This is a genomic window from Pedobacter sp. 10L46_2, from assembly GCF_056395165.1.
In genome coordinates, this window is the sequence record NZ_JBFTIZ010000144.1 from 1 (window position 1) to 17,264 (window position 17,264).

The following is a 17,264-nucleotide window of genomic DNA, read 5'->3' on the forward strand; positions in this document are numbered from 1 at the left end:
ATCTCAATCGCTTCAGAGAGACTAAGTAAAACCGGCCTTCCAAGAGTTTGAGAAAGTGCTTTCTCGGCAATTGCTCTTCCTATTCTCCCATTTCCATCTTCAAGTGGGTGTATTGATTCAAAATACAAATGGGCAATTGCAGATCTAACGGGCGCACTGTTAATTTCCCGAGATCCTCCGGGAGCTGTTTGATTAAACCATTCTATAAAATGCTCCATTTCTGCTGGCACCCGACTTGAAGGCGGAGCTTCAAAATGAACCGTTTCACTTCCAATTCTACCAGATATAACCTGCATTGGTTCGTCACCTTTTCTCCATGCTCCAATTCTTATTCTATTTGATGAACCCAAAAGGGCTTTATGCCACTCCCATATTTTTTTTTGAGTAAGTGGTTCTTTAAATGAATTTCGAACATCAATCATAAGTTCGCCAATCCCTGATGCTCTTCTGTCGTGCACAACATCAGATGGAATATTAAGTCCAAGATTATTACGAATGGAGGACATAATTTCCTGTCGGCTTAAAAACTCGCCTTCAATTTCAGAAGTCTTCACCGCTTCTGATATCATAATCTGCAACAATGCTTCTTGCTGAATGTCTGGTGGCAAAGTTTGTAATATGCCGTTCACTTCACCTGTTTCCAGTGTAAAGGCGTATAACATAGCCTCGCTTTTATTAAGCTGAATCTTAAAATCTGGCCACTCCGGTAGTTCCCAATTATATTTCATGAGCCAATTATTTTTACTAATCGGCTCAAATATAGTGAATTTATGAGCCGATTAGTAAAAATAATCGGCTCATAAATTCACTATGACTTTTAACGAACAATAACGAGTTTTATACTGTTATGTAATCACTAAGTTCGTTACCTGCTGTGAAATCAGAAAAAAATGACATAATTATAGTTGGTGGTGGCTTAGCTGGATTAACCTGTGCAATACATTTACTAAAGTCCGGATTTGGCGTTACCCTAGTAGAAAAAAACCATTACCCGCAGCATAGGGTTTGCGGCGAATACATTTCAAATGAGGTTATTCCGTATTTGAAATGGCTTGATGCTGACCCGGCCGGGCTAAATCCAACAGAAATTACCCGATTGTCTATTTCTTCTGCCAATGGCAAAACAATAAACACAGAATTGCCGCTCGGCGGTTTTGGAATTAGCCGCTTTGCACTTGATCATTTTCTTTACCAAAAGGCGTTGCAAAATGGATGCACTTTCATAAATGATACTGTAACCGCTATTGATTTCAAGGATGATGTATTTAGCATTAGCACAGCCAAAACTGGTTTGCTTAACGCAAAAATTGCAATTGGCGCTTTTGGAAAAAGATCATCATTAGATCAAAAAATGGAACGGGGATTTATTCAAAAAAAATCGCCGTGGCTCGCAGTAAAAGCACACTACAAGGGCGATTTTCCGGATGATCTGGTTGCACTTCATAATTTTAAAGGAGGGTATTGTGGCGTTTCTAAAGTTGAAAACGACCGCATTAACATCTGTTACCTAACAGATTACCAAAGCTTTAAAGCGCATAAAAACATTACAGATTTTCAAAAACAAGTACTTTACAAAAACCCTCATTTAAAAGAAGTATTTGAAAACTGCATTCCATTATTTGATCAACCGCTAACCATAAGTCAGATTTCTTTCGAGAAAAAAGAGTCTGTTTATAACCATATTTTAATGGTTGGAGATACCGCAGGTTTAATCCATCCTTTGTGTGGAAACGGAATGGCGATGGCCATCCACAGCGCCAAACTTTGTGCAGAATTAACCATTCAATTTTTGAATGGCAATATCTCATCAAGAAATCTATTAGAAGAAAAATATGAAAAAGTATGGAACCTGAATTTCAAAAATAGACTGACCGTGGGGAAACTTCTGTCGGGGATTATAAGAAAAGGAAAACTCTTCGCTCCATTGTTAAATCTATTGATTAAATTCCCTTCTATATTACCTCAAATTATTAAAAAGACTCACGGAAAACCAATTATTTAAATGCTTGTAAACACCAGTCGAAGAAGCGAAGCACCTGAAATAATGGATAATTTCTCTATGGAAGGAGAAATAATAAGAGACGCTTTAGACAAAATTGCAAGCATAAACAGGTTGCTGGGCGGAAACAAAGTAACCTTGCAGGGCGTAACAACCTTAATAAAAAACACCGGGACTTTTAGCAATAATACCGCAAAAGAGATTAGCATTTTAGATGTAGGTTGTGGGAATGGTGATATGCTGAGAACCCTTGCAGATTATGCTGCTAAAAATAATTTAAAGTTTAAACTAATTGGAATTGATGCCAACAATTATACCATTGGCTATGCGCAGCAGTTATCCAAAAACTACCCAAACATTAGCTACGTATGTACAGATATTTTCAATGAAATTGAACAACAAAGCTCTTACGATGTTATCCTTTGTACATTAACCCTTCACCATTTCAAAGATTCGGAAATACTGAAACTGATGAACGGTTTTAGAAATCAGGCAGAGATGGGTATTGTGGTTAACGATTTACATAGAAGTGCTATTGCTTATTACCTGTTTTTGGCGATATGCTTTGTTTTCAGGCTCAATAAAATGTCTAAAGATGATGGATTGGTTTCGATACTTAGGGGTTTTAAAAAGGCCGACCTCCAATCTTATTCCAGGGAACTGGACTTTAAAAAATATACGGTAAAATGGAAATGGGCATTTCGTTATCAATGGATAATTCCAACTTCCAATTAACAAAAACCATTTATGAGCGTAAAGATCAAAACCATTGCTAAGCTGCTGCCCCGGTATTCAAGAAAAACTGAAGAAATTATACCTTTTTTAGATTCTTGGTTAAGCGGACAAGATGAACGTTTCATTAGAAAAGTAAAAAAGATATTTGAAAACGCAGGCGTTGACCAGCGCTATTCAATCATGTCGCCTGAAGAAGTATTCAGCAACCTGACTTTTGAAGAAAGGAATAACATTTATGTAAGAGAGGGCATAAACCTTGCTACCGAATGCTTAAAAAAAGCTTTGAAAAAAGCGACATGGTTACCTGAAGATCTGGATTATATAATTACAGTGAGCTGCACGGGTATCATGATTCCTTCGTTAGATGCATACCTCATCAATACCTTAAATCTGAAACAAGATATCGTTCGCTTACCGGTTACGGAAATGGGATGTGCGGCTGGTGTTTCGGGCATGATATACGCCAATAATTTTCTGAAAGCCAATCCTGGGAAACGGGCTGCTGTTGTGGCATACGAATCGCCTACAGCAACATTTCAGGTAAATGATTTTTCTATGGCCAACATTGTTAGCGCGGCAATTTTTGGTGATGGCGTGGCTTGTGCGTTACTGTCATCTCATTCTGATGATGAGGGTCCGGAAATTATTGCGGATGAAATGTATCACTTCTACAATGCAGAACAGATGATGGGTTTTAAACTGGTAAACAGTGGTTTGCAAATGGTTTTGGATGTTGCAGTGCCTGATACGATAGAAAGTCATTTCCCTGATATAATCCATCCGTTTTTAGCGAAACACGAGTTAACGATAGATGATATCGATCATCTGATCTTTCATCCGGGGGGAAAAAAAATTGTTCAGCTTGTTGATGACTTATTTGGTAAATTAGATAAGAATATAGAAGATACTAAAGCGGTTTTAAGATTGTTTGGAAATATGTCGAGCGCCACGGTTATGTACGTTTTAGAACGCTTTATAGAGGGTGAGCAAAAGGCCGGAGATTTGGGGCTGATGTTAAGCTTTGGCCCGGGGTTTTCTGCGCAAAGAATATTGTTGAAATGGTGATTTAAAGTTAGTTTTGCGTCATCTCGAACGCAGAGAGATCTCTCTTGAAATCGCAATCATAAACAAGAGATCTCTCTGCGTTCGAGATGACAAGACGAAAATAAAAAAGATATAAACATAACATGAATAAAGAAGAAATTTTGGCCCACTTGCCTTACTCCAAACCGTTTTTATTTGTAGATGAAATACTTCATATTGATGAAAACGGATCAAGCGGAACTTTCACATTTGATAAAGATCTTGACTTTTACAAAGGTCACTTTAAAGATCATCCGGTTACACCCGGTGTAATTTTAACTGAAACAATGGCTCAAATTGGTTTGGTTTGTTTGGGGATATACCTTACAGGAAGTGCTGAAGGTGGTGTACCGGGACATGTAATGCTAACTTCTACTGCTATTGATTTTATGAAACCGGTATTCCCGGGAGAAAAAGTAAAGGTTGTTGCAGAAAAGGTGTATTTCCGCTTTAAAAAACTAAACTGTACTGTACAAATGCTAAATGATCAGCATGAAGTGGTATGCAAAGGCACAATAGCCGGAATGGTAACCAATAAAATGAATGGATAACAGAGTTGTTGTAACAGGATTAGGTGTTGTTGCCCCAAATGGAGTTGGCTTAACTGCATTTACCGATGCCATAAAAAACGGTACTTCGGGTATTAAACACGATCCTCAGTTAGAACAACTGCAGTTTTCTTGTCAGATAGCTGGTAAACCTGAACTGTCTGATGATTTTATTGCGCAATATTTTACAGCCTTAGAACTAAGGAATTTTAACAGTACAGGCATCCTGTATGGCGTTATTGCCGGTATGGATGCCTGGAAAGATGCAGGCTTAACCATTACTGAAGGTGATGAACCTGATTGGGACTGCGGAACAATATTTGGAACCGGCACTTCGGGTATTGATAAATTCAGAGAGTCTATCTATAAAGTTGATGACCTGCAACTCAGGAAACTTGGCAGCACTGTAGTGGTGCAAACGATGGCTAGCGGAATCAGCGCTTACCTGGGCGGCAAGCTTGGATTGGGAAATCAGACAACCACAAACTCATCGGCCTGCATTACCGGCGCAGAAAGCATTTTAATGGCTTATGAGCGAATTAAAACCGGGCAGGCGACAAAGATGCTCGCTGGCAGCACAAGCGACAGCGGGCCTTATATATGGGCCGGATTTGATGCAATGAAAGTTTGCACTTACAAACACAACTCGTCTCCAGAACAAGGATCGCGACCAATGAGTGCCAGTGCAAGCGGCTTTGTGCCTGGAAGCGGTGCAGGAGCGATGGTTTTGGAATCGCTGGATAGTGCCCTAAAGCGAAATGCAACAATTTATGGGGAAATAATAGGAGGCCATATCAATTCAGGCGGACAAAGAGGCACCGGAACAATGACAGCTCCAAATAGCATTGCTGTTCAACGCTGCATAAAAGGAGCCTTGCAAAATGCAGGCATTAAAGCCAGCGAAGTAGATGCCATTAACGGGCATCTTACAGCAACCTCTAAAGACGCCACAGAAATCCAGAACTGGAGTATCGCCTTGAATAGAAAAGGTTCAGATTTCCCCTATATCAACTCTTTAAAATCTACAATCGGCCATTGCCTAAGTGCCGCCGGAAGCATTGAATGTGTCGCTTCAATTTTACAATTGCATCATGATTTTATATTCCCGAATATCAATTGTGAAGATCTAAATCCAGAGATTAGCGACGCGATAGATTTCAATAGAATTCCGCAACAATTGTTGAACACAAATGTTAATATTGTGGCTAAAGCAAGCTTTGGATTTGGAGATGTAAATGCTTGTATTATCTTAAAAAAATACGTTAAATAATATGGACAGAGCAGAATTAATAGCGAGGCTTACGCCTATTATTGCTACCTATGCACAAGATAAAGATGCAGTAGCCTCAATAAATGAAACCACTGATTTCATTAAAGACCTGAAGATCAATTCTGCAAACCTGGTTGATGTAATTTTAGATGTTGAAGAGGAGTTTGATATCGAGATTGACAACCTATCGATGGAACGAATGCTAAATGTAAGTGCTGCAATGGAAATCATTGAGGATAAACTGAAAACAAAATGATAGGCAACGATATAGTAGATCTTGTACAGGCCGCGATAGATAGTAACTGGAAACGGAAGGGTTATCTGGATAAGATCTTTAACTCTGAGGAGCAATTTATGATCACCTCCGGCATTCATCCTTCTATGATCATATGGTTGCTATGGAGTATGAAAGAATCGGCCTATAAAATATATTCAAGGGAGGCTAAACTCCGTGAGTTTGCCCCGCTTAAACTTCAATGCAGCAACCTGATCATTCACAACGATACAGCCACCGGAAATGTTTCTTATGAGAATGAGCTATACTATACTGAAAGCTATTTTGATGAGCATTACATTCACACTATAGCCTCAACAAAACTGGAAGAACTGGGAAAGGTTGAAATTAAGATAACCGACCATGCACTGTTTGATTACAAAAAAACTAAACCGGCATCGGTAAGTCACCATGGTGCATACCTTGCCTTAGTTTATTTATAAATTCTCTTCTATCAGCAGGTTAATTATTCCATCTACCAATCCAACTTTAGGTACGTAGATCTGTTTAATGCCTGTCCACTTCATTAAAGTAATGTAGATTTCACAGGCTGGAATAATTACGTCGGCCCTATCCGGATTAAGACCAAACACGCTAATCCTTTCCTTTAAAGAATGTCCGTTCAGTTGGTTGTACAATCCTTTTAATTTCAGGAATGATAGTGGCATCCCGTCCTTTTCGTCCGACATTCTGAACAACTTATTGATGTTTCCACCAGTTCCAATACCTGCCACATTTTTAAGGTTTTTTGTATTCTCTTTGACCCACAGCCGCATATCTTCCCAGGTCTCGTCCTTGTCCTGGTTGTCGAGGATTCGGATAGTACCTATATCGAAAGATTTAGACGCTACCGGCTCTTTGTTTACAAAAACCGAAAGTTCAGTACTACCTCCACCTACGTCTATATACAGATAGCTCTTTTTAGCATCCAGGTTTTCTTCGATATGGTTAGCGTAAATGATGTTTGCTTCTCGCTGGCCTTCAATAATTTCCAGATCAAGATCGGCAACTTCTTTAATCCTTTTTATCACCTCAGCTCCGTTCTCCGCTTCGCGCATTGCAGATGTAGCACAAGCAAGATATTCTGAAACGTGATAAACATCCATCAGATTTTTAAAAGCACTCATTGTTTTAACAAGGTCTTCTACTTTACGATCTGATAACCTGTGATCTAGAAACGCATCATCTCCCAGCCTTAATGGTACCCTTACCAGGGTATTCTTTTTATAACTATAGCCTTTTTCTGTTTTTGAGATATCAGCTATCAGTAACCTTACAGCGTTTGACCCTATATCTATTGCAGCGTATCTTAACATTGCTCTATTGGTGTTTATTTTTTAAGTAATTATAGGTTTGCACCTGCGCCCTAACTTTTGTTGTGAGTCTGTTTTTATGGTATTTGTTGTTGTTTAAGCGAGTAATATCCCGGGCCTTTACATTATCTTGTAGTTGAAACTCAATGATATCTCTTATTTCCTGTCGCACTTCTTCATCTAAAACCGGGAAGCCCACTTCTACCCTATGTTCAAAGTTCCTGCTCATCAGATCTGCAGACGAAAGAAACATTTCCTCTTTATTATTATTGCCAAATATGAATACCCTGGCATGCTCCAGAAACTTATCGATGATGCTTATAACAGTGATGTTTTCACTAAAGCCTTCTATGCCCGGAACAAGCGTGCAAATGCCGCGAACAATAAGTTTAACAATTACCCCTGCATTACTCGCCTCGTAAAGTTTCTCTACGATCCCTTCGTCCGCAAGGCTATTTACCTTTAAGATTAGGTAGGCTGTTTTGCCTTGCTTTGCAAACTTAATCTCTCTATCTATCAAACCATATATCTTGGTTCTGGATTCGAGTGGCGATACGATCAGGTGCTTAAATCCTTTTATGACCATCCTCTTGTTCAAGGCATTAAAAAGCTTAAGCAAATCCTGTGTAATTTCTTTTTTAGCGGTAAAAATACTGTGATCGCAATAGAGCTTAGCTGTTTTCTCGTTAAAATTACCGGTAGCAAGATTGGCGTAGTAAACGGCTCGCCCCTTCTCCATTCTTTTAACCAGACAGATTTTTGAGTGCACTTTATAATCCGTTAAGCCGTAATTAACATGTACACCTTCCTCTTCTAATTTGCTTGTCCAGAATATGTTTGCCTGCTCATCAAACCTGGCTTTTAATTCAACCAGGCAATGAACCTTTTTACCATTTTTAGCTGCATTTATCAGGGCATTTACAACTCTGGAGTTTTCTGCCAATCGGTACAGTGTAATATTGATTTCTGTTACCTTAGGATCAATTGCGGCCTCACGTAAAAACAGAATGATATAATCGTAGGACTGATAAGGTAAATTGATCAGATAATCACGTTCGCTTAGTTTATTAAAGATGCTTTCGGTACGGTGTAGACCCGCTACTTTCAAAGGTGCATTTTTTGCATATTCCAGGTCTTTAGAACCTACGTTTGGAAAGGCAATAAAATCTCCGAATTTATGATATCTGTTTCCGGGAATTAAACTTTCGGCCTCTATCTTAAGTTTAGAAATCAAAACCGTAAGCATCTCAAACGGCATCTCAGTATCGTAAAGAAGGCGCATTGGTTTACCCTTTTTACGTTTATCCAGACTGGTTTTCAGGTCTTCAACAAATTTATCATTGATGTTTTTATCTATATCCAGCTCCGCATCTCTGGTGAGCTGAATAGAATATGCATCTATAACATCATAATTAAAAACATAGAAGATATCATCTAAACAGTACTTAATTATATCCTCGGCCAGGATGATAAATTTAAGTCCATTTGTTTCAGGCAGAACAAGGAACCTTGGCAAATCCGGAGGCAGCTCTATTAGTGCATACTTCTCGCTTTTCTTTGATGTTTTTTTTGAAAGCCGAACAAAGAAATATAAATATCGATCTTTAAGTTCCGGAAAGGGCTTATCCAGATCAATCATAATAGGAACAAGAGTTGAAAGTATTCTGTCTCTGAAATGGTTGCGAACAAATTCTCCACGTGCAACGTTAAGTTGCGTTTCGTTTAAAATAAAGATCCTGTTCTGTGCTAATTCATTTATTAGTGTTGCCTGAAAAAGCTGCTCAAACTTACGCTCCTGCTTTACAACAATGTTCTTTATCTCGTTTAAAATCTTTTTAGGGTTAAAGCCCAATAATGCTTTGGCCTTATCATTTAGGTTAGATAACCGGCTTAATGTGGCTACCCTTACCCGATAAAATTCCTCAAGGTTCGACGAGAAGATAGATAAAAACTTGATCCGTTCTATGAGCGGTACGGTTTCATCGGCAGCTTCTTGCAAAACCCGTTCGTTAAAATACAACCAACTGATCTCTCTGTTTAGAAACGGCGCCTTTTTTTTCATTAAATATTATTGGTCCTCAAAACTGCAAATTCTATTGTTAAGTAATTGTTAATTATTACTCAATTAATAGGTTTAAACTTAACTCTTAATCTAACCGGCCTTATTTAGTCTTTTGGGGCGGTGTTTTTGGTGCAGCAGGCTTTGTGGCTTTTTTAACAGGAGTCTTACTTGCAGCAGGTTTTGCGGGTGCCGCCTTAGTTACGGGTTTAGCTGCAGTTTTAGCTACTGCTTTAGCAACAGGTTTTGGTACAGTTTTTTCCGCTACTTTAGCAACAGTACCTTCTACTGATTTAGAGATTGCTTTAGCTGCTTTTTCTTCTGTTGCAATTGCAGCTACTTTAACACTTTGGGCCACTGGCCTTGCTTTTGCAACCGCTTTTTTGACTACTTTTTTTGCAGTTTTAGCTCCTTTAACTGTACTTTTCTTTACTTCTTCAACCTTTTTGCCTATAGGTTCTTTTGATGAAGTTGCTCCCAGATGTTTTACCGCTTCCAGAAATTTCTCTCTTAAACTTTTTTCTAATTCTTTTTTAACCGCCTTTTTTGAGTCTTTTTTTTGCACCTTTGAGTTATTGGTTTTCATATGTTATAAGTTTTAGTTTAACAGCTTATGAATGGTTCATAATAATTTCGTTTTTTTGTACAGAGAAATCAATATTTACTTAAATCTAATATATTTTTTACTATAAAGCTATAATCATGCCCACTTTCGATATTGTAAGCAAAGTAGATGCTCAAACATTTGATAATGCGATGAACAACGCAAAAAAGGAAATCCTTAACCGTTATGATTTCAGCACTTCAAAAAGCACCATTGACCACGATAAAAAAACCAATGTAATTACCATAGTTACGGAGGATGATATGCGCTTAAAAGCAATTGAAGATGCTATTATTTCCAGGATGGTAAAGCAGAATCTTGATGCTAAGAGTCTGGATTTTGGTAAAGAACAATATGCATCAGGCAACATGATCCGTAAAGAAATTACGGTTAAGGAAGGCATAGACAAAGAGACTGCAAAGAAGATAGTCGCAAAAATAAAAGCAAGCGGACTAAAGGTACAGCCATCTATGATGGATGATCAGGTTCGTGTACAAAGCAAAAGCATTGATGACCTGCAAGCTGTGATTTCACTTTGCAGAAAAGAGGATTTCGGACAACCTTTGCAATTCATAAACATGAGGAACTAATGGAAATTGAAGATCATGGTTTTATCTTTTCAGATGATAAGAATAAAATAGATCCTATTGCTATTCATCATTATCTGAGCACCCAATCTTACTGGGCAGAGAATATTCCGTTAGACATTGTTGAAAGATCCATAGAAAACTCATTGTGCTTTGGAATTTACAAAGACACTAAACAAATTGGCTTTGCCAGATGGATCACAGACAAGGCTACTTTTGCATACCTTGCTGATGTTTATGTTGAAGAAATATATAGAGGACAAGGCTTATCAAAAAAGCTGATGTCGCTAATGCTTTTCCATAAAGACCTTCAGGGATTAAGAAGATATATGCTGGCAACCCAGGATGCCCATGGCTTATATGCTCAATTCGGTTTTAAACCCATTGAACATCCCGACAGGCTAATGGGAATAGCAATTAAAAACCCTTATAAAGACTTGTAATATTTTGTAAAAACAATTTTTAAACTGTTTTTACATCATCGTCGCTATAATCCTGAATATCTGTAATATATCCATTTAGGATCAGAAAATCGAACAAAGGTTTGGCATCGGGAGTTACCGGCATATTTGCCGAAGTAACTACTTCATTTGTTTTCTTATCAAGGAATGGATAGGCAAAAAGTTTTACATTTTTGCTAAACATATCGCTCACATAACTTAGCAACAGGCTGCTGTAATCTTCGCCAAAGTTATTTGAGTTAAATACAAATTTCAGGTTATTGATATTGGTAGATATACCTACACTTTTTGGCCTGCATCGATCCAGGTATTTAGCTAGTTTATTGTGTCTGGAAAAGTTTGATACGATTACCTTATTTCCGGTTTTACACATCTCTTCTGCTCTTTTTGCAACGGCCCTCAAATCTACTTCATGCAAGTCATCGCCGGTCGACAATAAGTTAGACATCAATACCTCTATAAGAACACTCAGGTTGTCTTCCTTTACATTTTCTGTCTTTACAAACTGATCAACAGCTTTGTTGAGCATGCTAAAATTTGGATGAGATTTTTGCGCATACTTTGTACGCAGAATCATGATATCTTTTTTATACAGCAAATCTTTAGGCAAACAAGGCTGACCCTGAGCGTCAAAAATAGCTGCATCGGAGAAGTCCTTAACGATCAGATATAGATTTAACAAGATGTTATCCGCACCTTTAAATACTGGCCCGTTCACAGAAATAAGATCTATTTCGACTGATCCAACAGTTAAATTATCTGCCAATGACTCTATCATTGCCCTGCGGTCCTGATTGTAATAAAATGCTGCGTAAACAAGGTTAACACCAATTATACCCAAAACGTTTTGCTGTAAAGCGGCATCAGTATCAAGCAAACGAACATGAAAAAATATTTCGTTGGGCTCCCCTCCTGGCTCTGATTGAAAGCGAAGTCCTATCCAACCATGCGGGTCATTAGATTTGTTGTAGTTAAGTGTAGTTACTGTATCTGCAAAAGCGAAAAAAGTTCTGTCATCATACTTTTCGCCGCTCAATCTTTCAGTTAATAAACCAAATTCATGGTTTAACATTTTCAATAGTCTGGATTTGCTCACATATCTGCCAGACTCTTCAACACCATAAATTGCATCACTAAATGTCATGTCGTATGCCGACATTGTTTTTGCAACCGTACCCGACGCGGCACCTGCGGTGAAGAAATTACGGGCCACTTCCTGTCCAGCACCTATCTCTGCAAATGTTCCGTAAATTTTAGGGTTTAAGTTAATCTTTAAAGCTTTACGCTTAGTATCAAGGATTTCTCTTTCCATTTTGCAAAAATAACACAATCAGATGGATTTAGACGATAAAATCCCTATATTGATGCCAATTATTTTCATACAGAAAATTTGTTCCGTAAAATCGATGCTGAACGTTAAAAACCTCGACATACAATTCCTAAACAAAGAGGATAAATCCTGGCTTAAAGCAGTTAACAATGTGAGTTTCTCCATTGACAAGGGTAAAGTACTTGGTATTGTTGGAGAGTCCGGATCAGGAAAATCTGTAACTTCCTTCTCTATTATGAGACTCCATGATCCGCAAAGCACAATGATTGGAGGTGAAGTGGAATTTGACAACATTGATCTGCTAAATTTAACACCCGAAGAAATCAGAGACTACAGAGGCAATAAAATTGCCATGATTTTTCAGGAGCCCATGACTTCTTTAAATCCGGTTTTTACTTGCGGAGCCCAGGTCGAAGAAGCGATTATACTACATCAAAAGCTTGATAAGTATACGGCAAAAAACAAAACCATAGCTCTTTTTAAGGAAGTTCAGCTTCCGCGTCCGGAACATATATTTGACAGTTATCCCCATCAACTTTCCGGAGGACAAAAGCAAAGAGTTATGATTGCCATGGCGCTTAGCTGTAATCCGGAACTTTTAATAGCAGACGAACCTACAACCGCTCTTGATGTAACGGTTCAAAAAACGATCCTGGAGTTATTACTAAAGCTTAAACAGGAACGTGATATGGCCATGATATTCATATCTCATGACCTGGCCGTAATTAGCGAAATCGCAGATGAAGTGGCCGTTATGTATAAGGGTGAAATTGTTGAACAGGGATCGGCAGATCAGATTTTTCATCACCCACAACATCCGTATACTAAAGGTTTGCTTGCCTGCAGACCTGCACCGAATAGGTTACTAAAAAAGTTACCCGTTGTGGCCGACTTTTTAAATGAAGACTCGGATCAGGCGATTGCACATCTAATGGCACAAAATAGTTATACTGATTCTGAAATCGAACAGAGAAGGGCTCAGCTATATGGTCAAAAACCGCTATTGGAGGTTAAAGACCTGTGTACCTGGTATCCCATAAGGAATGGTTTGTTTGGCAAAACCACTGATTATGTAAAGGCAGTTGACCATATTAACTTCGATGTTTTTCCTGGTGAAACGCTTGGACTTGTAGGTGAATCGGGCTGTGGAAAAACTACCTTAGGCCGTAGTATCTTAAGGCTGGTTGAGCCTACCTCAGGACAGATCATTTTTGATGGCAACAACATCACCTCTCTTAACAGAAGAGACCTGCGTGGATTGAGAAAAGATGTACAAATAATTTTTCAGGATCCATACTCTTCTTTAAATCCAAGACTTACCATAGGCAATGCTTTAATGGAACCTTTACAGGTACATGAGGTATTAGATAATGACACCAAAAGAAAGGCTCATATATTAAATCTACTTGAACGTGTTGATCTGAAAGCCGAACATTTCAACAGATATCCACATGAGTTTTCGGGCGGTCAGCGCCAACGTATTGTAATTGCCAGAGCACTTGCCTTACAACCGCGATTTATTATTTGCGATGAATCGGTATCTGCACTGGATGTTTCTGTACAGGCCCAGGTATTGAATCTGTTGCGCCAGTTGCAGCAGGAATTTGGACTTACCTATATTTTTATCTCTCACGATCTTGCAGTTGTAAAACACATTTCTGATCGGATGATTGTGATGAATAAAGGAAAAATTGAGGAACAAGGATATCCTGATGATATCTATAACAATCCACAAGCTGAATACACACGCAAATTAATAACAGCAATTCCGGGTGCTAAATCCTTAATTTGATTGTTTAATTAGAGGGTTGTAGGCGTTGTTTGTTTATCGGTTTTCAGAACGGCCGATAATCTGATCAACGTAGTATTTATTGCTCTCCTGATCTCCCTTTCTTTAACCTTATCGTATCTTTTCAATAAGATCATTGCTTTAAAGATAACAACGTCTTTATTGATGGCTATGGTTTTAACGGTGAGGCCTCCGGGCATCACATTGTCGGCATAATTTTCAATAACCTTATTTAATTGATTTTCTATAAATTCAGGAGTATAACCATTTGCCAGTGACATTTCGAACTCGATACTTAGCTTTTTGGTATTTTGTTTGGACTGATTTACAATAACAGAGCTAAAAGCCAGCGAATTGGGGATAATTACCATATCACTATCTTCGTTTTGCAAAATCATATTGATGAGTGTAATATCCAATATTTTACCCTCATGATCCCCTACCTTAATATGATCTCCTAATGAAAGCCTGTAATTATCCTTAATGTTGCTCTTAAACTTATGTTTTTTGATGTACCAATAAATAACCACCCATCTGATGATAGAGATTGCCAGACTTGGTCCCAGAAAGATCATAAAGCCACTCGTTATTCTTGCCAAACGTGGGTACTCAACATAGATTTGCGGCTTGTTGATATAAAAATAAACCAACAGCGAATAAATCAATGCCTTTATCAGGATCATCAGCAATTCCTTGCCGGTTTTTCTTTCTCTGTCTTCTATCATTTTATACTTTAAATAACAATAAGTTTAAAATTACTCTGCCTAAGCAAAGGTACAAAATACAACAATCTATCGCTTCAAATTGTTACCTTCGGGTGATTCATATTTTTATTATGGCAAAAAAGAAAACATCGCACTTAGAACTTGTTTTAATACAATTGATTAGTGATGTATTGGAAAAAAACAGCAATGAGGCACTGAACTACAAACAGGTTTCAGCTAAATTAAATATAACAGATCCTGAAGCAAGAGAAACAATTCTTGAGGTACTTAAAGAACAATCGAGAAAGGGTGTTTTTTTAGAACCAGAAAAGGGGAAATTCCGCTTAAAGGATTTGAAAACTTTCGTTATCGGTAAAGTAGACATGACCGCTGATGGCTCTGCATTTGTAGTTCCGGAAGATGAGTTTGAAAAAGACATTTTTGTATCAGCACGCAAACTTCATAATGCACTAAATGGTGATACCGTAAAAGTCTACATCTACGCTAAAAAAAGTGGCCGTAAAAATGAAGGCGAAGTAGTTGAGATCATTACCCGTGCAAAAACTGATTTCATTGGAGTGATAAAGATCTCTGATCGTTTTGCTTTTGTAAATATTGACGATCGTAAAATGCTCCATGATATATTTGTTCCTTTAAGCGACCTAAACGGAGCTAAAAATGGACAAAAAGTACAGGTTAGCATTACTGATTGGCCAGAAGGCGTTAAGAATCCAATTGGAAGAATAACAACTATACTTGGCGAGCAGGGCGAGAATAACACTGAAATGAACGCCATCCTGGCTCAGTTTGGATTTCCTTTGGTATTTCCGCCTGAGGTTGAAAATGAAGCAAATGCGATACCTGAAGAAATTACTGCTGCCGACTTAAAAGGACGCAAGGACTTTAGAGAAACAGTTACATTTACCATTGACCCGGCCGATGCCAAGGATTTTGATGACGCCATATCTTTTAAAACATTACCAAATGGAAATTATGAGATAGGTGTACACATTGCTGATGTGTCTCATTATGTTATCCCTAATAGTCATCTCGATAAAGAAGCTTATTCAAGAGCTACCTCAGTTTACCTGGTAGATCGGGTGATTCCTATGCTTCCAGAACGTTTAAGTAATGGTGTATGCTCCCTACGTCCAAACGAAGACAAGCTGTGCTTTGCAGCAGTGTTTGAACTTGATGATAAAGCAAATATCATTACAGAATGGTTCGGCCGTACGGTTATCCATTCGAACAGACGCTTTAGTTATGAAGAGGCTCAGGAAGTTATTGAAAATAAAGAAGGTGATTACGCTGATGAAATTCTGAAACTTAATGAGCTGGCTTATATCTTGCGCGACAGGAAGTTTAAAAATGGTGCCATCAGTTTTGAAAGTACTGAGGTTAAATTTAAACTTGATGAAACAGGCAAACCAATTGGCGTGTATGTTAAAGAACGTAAAGATGCCCATAAGCTTATAGAAGACTTTATGTTACTTGCCAATAAAAAAGTAGCTGAGTTCATTGCTAAAAAAGGAAAAGGAAAGCAGAAATATACTTTTGTGTATCGTTCTCACGACTCCCCTAATCTCGAAAACCTGGGTAATTTTGCACTTTTTGCAGCCCGTTTTGGTTATAAGATAAATATGAAATCGGATAAGGAGATTGCAAAATCACTGAACTACCTGATGGAAGATGTTGAGGGGAAAAAGGAACAGAATGTATTAACACAACTTGCCATCCGCTCTATGGCAAAAGCTGTTTACACCACAAAAAAGACTAGTCATTACGGATTGGCTTTTGACCACTATACCCATTTCACCTCTCCTATCAGACGATATCCCGATGTTATGGTGCACAGACTTCTGGCTGCTTACTTAAACAACGAAAAGTCTGCAAATGAAGAAGAATATGAAATAGCATCTTCTCATTCCTCAACAATGGAAAAACGTGCTGCTGATGCAGAGCGTGCTTCTATTAAATATAAGCAGGCTGAATATCTGGAAGAAAACATAGGAAATACTTTCCTTGGCATCATCTCCGGAGTTACAGAATGGGGAATGTATGTTGAGATCATTGAAAACAAATGTGAAGGCATGATAAGGCTTCGTGATATATCTGATGATTTCTATGTACTCGATGAAAAAAACTACTGCATAGTGGGCCAGCGTAAAAAGAAAAAATACCAATTGGGCGACGAGGTAAAGGTAAAAGTAAAGAAAGTAGATCTGGCTAAACGTCAAATAGATTTTATTTTAGTACAGGATTAGACAACAACAATCAAAAGAATGCATTCTCCTTCAGAATTATTAAAGCACGTAGAACAAGCAATAAGCGAAATCCAATACCCAACATATCCTGGCAACTTATATGAGCCCATAAGCTATATTATGAGCTTAGGCGGCAAAAGAGTAAGACCTACTATGCTATTAATGGCAGTAGATTTATTTAGTGGCGATATTTTTAAGGCTTTGCCCGCGGCAATGGCAATTGAAACATTCCACAACTTTACGC

The 17,264-nt window shown here is 38.2% G+C and carries 18 protein-coding genes; 12 read left to right on the forward strand and 6 right to left on the reverse strand.

Translation table 11 applies throughout. The features are described from left to right. On the reverse strand, positions 1-728 hold a 728-nt coding region (locus tag AC1DDX_RS15910; protein ID WP_477622254.1), incomplete at its 3' end, for a Fic family protein. Between the two features lie 146 nt (positions 729-874). Between AC1DDX_RS15910 and AC1DDX_RS15915 the strand changes: the two genes are divergently transcribed. From AC1DDX_RS15915 to AC1DDX_RS15945, 7 genes are all read left to right on the forward strand, one after another. Continuing rightward, a complete protein-coding gene (locus tag AC1DDX_RS15915; protein ID WP_337715108.1) occupies positions 875-2,002 on the forward strand; it encodes an NAD(P)/FAD-dependent oxidoreductase in 1,128 nt (375 codons plus the stop codon). Then, the gene (locus tag AC1DDX_RS15920) at positions 2,003-2,734 is read left to right on the forward strand and encodes a methyltransferase domain-containing protein (RefSeq protein ID WP_477622255.1); all 732 of its coding nucleotides are present in this window, start codon (positions 2,003-2,005) and stop codon (positions 2,732-2,734) included. A 12-nt stretch (positions 2,735-2,746) separates the two neighbouring features. Beyond that, positions 2,747-3,799, forward strand: a complete 1,053-nt coding sequence (locus AC1DDX_RS15925; RefSeq protein ID WP_172663743.1) for a type III polyketide synthase — start codon at positions 2,747-2,749, stop codon at positions 3,797-3,799. 122 nt (positions 3,800-3,921) lie between these two features. After that, entirely contained in the window at positions 3,922-4,368 is a 447-nt protein-coding gene (locus tag AC1DDX_RS15930) for a 3-hydroxyacyl-ACP dehydratase FabZ family protein (RefSeq protein ID WP_172663744.1), read from the forward strand. Further along, the gene (locus AC1DDX_RS15935) at positions 4,361-5,635 is read left to right on the forward strand and encodes a beta-ketoacyl-[acyl-carrier-protein] synthase family protein (protein WP_337715112.1); all 1,275 of its coding nucleotides are present in this window, start codon (positions 4,361-4,363) and stop codon (positions 5,633-5,635) included. Before AC1DDX_RS15930 ends, AC1DDX_RS15935 begins: the two co-directional genes overlap by 8 nt. 1 nt (position 5,636) lies before the next feature. Then, complete coding sequence (locus AC1DDX_RS15940) at positions 5,637-5,891, forward strand: acyl carrier protein (protein ID WP_172663746.1); 255 nt, start codon at positions 5,637-5,639, stop codon at positions 5,889-5,891. Continuing rightward, positions 5,888-6,352 (forward strand): 4'-phosphopantetheinyl transferase family protein, encoded by a 465-nt coding sequence (locus AC1DDX_RS15945; protein ID WP_288880498.1) that lies wholly within the window; start codon positions 5,888-5,890, stop codon positions 6,350-6,352. The genes AC1DDX_RS15940 and AC1DDX_RS15945 overlap by 4 nt, the downstream gene beginning before the upstream one ends. On the opposite strand, the gene AC1DDX_RS15950 is transcribed toward AC1DDX_RS15945, so the two are convergent. The 3 genes from AC1DDX_RS15950 to AC1DDX_RS15960 form a co-directional block, all read right to left on the reverse strand. Continuing rightward, a complete protein-coding gene (locus tag AC1DDX_RS15950; RefSeq protein WP_048904584.1) occupies positions 6,347-7,225 on the reverse strand; it encodes a Ppx/GppA phosphatase family protein in 879 nt (292 codons plus the stop codon). The two genes, AC1DDX_RS15945 and AC1DDX_RS15950, sit on opposite strands and share 6 nt — an antisense overlap. Positions 7,226-7,229: 4 nt before the next feature. After that, positions 7,230-9,284: a polyphosphate kinase 1 gene (gene ppk1 / locus AC1DDX_RS15955; RefSeq protein ID WP_172663748.1), complete on the reverse strand. Its 2,055-nt coding sequence runs from the start codon at positions 9,282-9,284 to the stop codon at positions 7,230-7,232. 100 nt (positions 9,285-9,384) lie between these two features. Beyond that, on the reverse strand, positions 9,385-9,867 hold the full coding sequence (locus AC1DDX_RS15960) for a hypothetical protein (protein ID WP_477622256.1): 483 nt from the start codon (positions 9,865-9,867) through the stop codon (positions 9,385-9,387). A gap of 116 nt (positions 9,868-9,983) precedes the next feature. Here AC1DDX_RS15960 and AC1DDX_RS15965 point away from each other — a divergent pair, with 116 nt between their 5' ends. Together AC1DDX_RS15965 and AC1DDX_RS15970 are read left to right on the forward strand one after the other, a co-directional pair. After that, the gene (locus AC1DDX_RS15965; RefSeq protein ID WP_172663750.1) at positions 9,984-10,475 is read left to right on the forward strand and encodes a YajQ family cyclic di-GMP-binding protein; all 492 of its coding nucleotides are present in this window, start codon (positions 9,984-9,986) and stop codon (positions 10,473-10,475) included. Then, positions 10,475-10,915, forward strand: a complete 441-nt coding sequence (locus AC1DDX_RS15970) for a GNAT family N-acetyltransferase (protein ID WP_172663751.1) — start codon at positions 10,475-10,477, stop codon at positions 10,913-10,915. The genes AC1DDX_RS15965 and AC1DDX_RS15970 overlap by 1 nt, the downstream gene beginning before the upstream one ends. A gap of 19 nt (positions 10,916-10,934) precedes the next feature. On the opposite strand, the gene AC1DDX_RS15975 is transcribed toward AC1DDX_RS15970, so the two are convergent. Next, entirely contained in the window at positions 10,935-12,245 is a 1,311-nt protein-coding gene (locus AC1DDX_RS15975) for a nicotinamide mononucleotide adenylyltransferase (RefSeq protein WP_172663752.1), read from the reverse strand. Positions 12,246-12,339: 94 nt separating this feature from the next. Here AC1DDX_RS15975 and AC1DDX_RS15980 point away from each other — a divergent pair, with 94 nt between their 5' ends. Beyond that, positions 12,340-14,055 carry a dipeptide ABC transporter ATP-binding protein gene (locus AC1DDX_RS15980; RefSeq protein ID WP_172663753.1) on the forward strand — a complete coding sequence of 572 codons (1,716 nt, stop codon included), beginning with the start codon at positions 12,340-12,342 and terminating at the stop codon, positions 14,053-14,055. Positions 14,056-14,063: 8 nt separating this feature from the next. On the opposite strand, the gene AC1DDX_RS15985 is transcribed toward AC1DDX_RS15980, so the two are convergent. Beyond that, a complete protein-coding gene (locus AC1DDX_RS15985) occupies positions 14,064-14,777 on the reverse strand; it encodes a mechanosensitive ion channel domain-containing protein (protein ID WP_477622257.1) in 714 nt (237 codons plus the stop codon). Between the two features lie 110 nt (positions 14,778-14,887). Between AC1DDX_RS15985 and rnr the strand changes: the two genes are divergently transcribed. Then, the gene (gene rnr / locus AC1DDX_RS15990; protein ID WP_172663755.1) at positions 14,888-17,020 is read left to right on the forward strand and encodes a ribonuclease R; all 2,133 of its coding nucleotides are present in this window, start codon (positions 14,888-14,890) and stop codon (positions 17,018-17,020) included. An 18-nt stretch (positions 17,021-17,038) separates the two neighbouring features. Further along, positions 17,039-17,264 (forward strand): polyprenyl synthetase family protein (locus tag AC1DDX_RS15995; protein ID WP_477622258.1); only part of this gene is annotated, 226 nt, incomplete at its 3' end.